Source organism: Bradyrhizobium sp. 45 (genome assembly GCF_023073155.1).
Classification (GTDB): Bacteria; Pseudomonadota; Alphaproteobacteria; order Rhizobiales; family Xanthobacteraceae; genus Bradyrhizobium; species Bradyrhizobium canariense_D.
In genome coordinates, this window is sequence record NZ_JADPIX010000025.1 from 1 (window position 1) to 1,310 (window position 1,310).

Below are 1,310 nucleotides of genomic sequence, written 5' to 3' on the forward strand. Positions count from 1 at the left end.
AAACTCCGGTTGAGACGACTCGCGAACCGTGATTCCGTTGGTTTGAGGCGGCATTTGCGGGAGCAGCGGATGTTAGGTCGGCAGGAGAGCGGTCAGGGCCAGTTCTTTTACTCCTTTGATCTCGACAAGGTGGTGCCGGTTGATCACCTGGTACGGCAAATCGACGGTTTTCTGGACCTGAGTTGGGTGCACAACGAGCTCGCTCCATTCTACTCCCACACTGGCCGGCCTTCGATTGATCCGGTGCTCATGATCCGGATGCTGGTCTTGGGCTACGTATTTGCACTTCGTTCCGAGCGTCGGCTCTGCGCCGAGGTCCAGGTCAATCTGGCTTATAGATGGTTTTGCAAGCTCGGCATCGAGGATCATATCCCTGATCGCTCGGTGTTTTGCCGGGCGCGGCGCGAACGCTTCCGTGAGAGCGATGCCTTACGCCGGGTTTTTGAACGTGTAGTGGCGCTGTGTATTTCGGCGGGGCTGGTCGGAGGCGAAGCGTTCTCAGTCGATGCGAGCCTGATCAAGGCCGATGTGAACAAGACTAGGCGACTTCCCGGCGACCAGCCTATTACCTGGCCAAAGGCGGAGGAAGCATCCCATGCGGTGCGCGAGTACATCGCAGCGCTTGATGCCGCCAATAGCGATAAGGACGGCGATGAAGACGGCGGCGGTTCAAGTGAAGGCAGCCGTCGCCGCAAGCCTCCCAAGGAAGTCTCGCTCACCGATCCGCAAGCAACATGGGTTACGAGGCCGGGCGTGGATCCATTCTTTGCTTATGATGCGAACTATCTGATCGACAACAAGGCCGGGATCATCCTCGATGCGGTAGGCACGCGCGCGAACCGTGCAGTTGAGATTGCTGTCACCCAGATCATGGTGGACCGTGTTGAGCGTCGCTTCGATCTGCGCCCCAAGAGATTGGCAGGCGACACGGCTTACGGCGCGGTCAGATTGCTCAAATGGCTAGTGGATCGCAAGATCACGCCGCACGTTCCGGTGTGGGACAAGTCGGCACGCCCCGATGGCACCTTTAGCCGAGCGGACTTCGTCTTCGACAAAAAGCGCAATGTCTATGTTTGTCCGGGTGGCGCGGAACTGACCAGCACCGGCAATATCGATCAAGGTCACATCGTTTACTACAGGGCCAGCAAGAGCGATTGCTCTGGCTGCGCCTTGAAGCCCAAATGCACGACAGCGGTCGTGCGCAAAATTACCCGTGACGTCAACGAAGATGTGCGCGATCATGTCCGTGCGCTGGCCAATACGGAAGCCTTCGAGCAATCGCACCGCGAGCGCAAAAAGGTCGAGATGCG

General features: G+C 58.2%; 1 protein-coding gene. It reads left to right on the top strand.

Annotated elements, in window-relative coordinates; translation table 11 throughout:
• Nucleotides 1-69: 69 nt before the first annotated feature.
• A partial coding sequence (locus IVB42_RS04215) for an IS1182 family transposase (protein WP_247469773.1) occupies nucleotides 70-1,310 on the top strand: 1,241 nt, incomplete at its 3' end.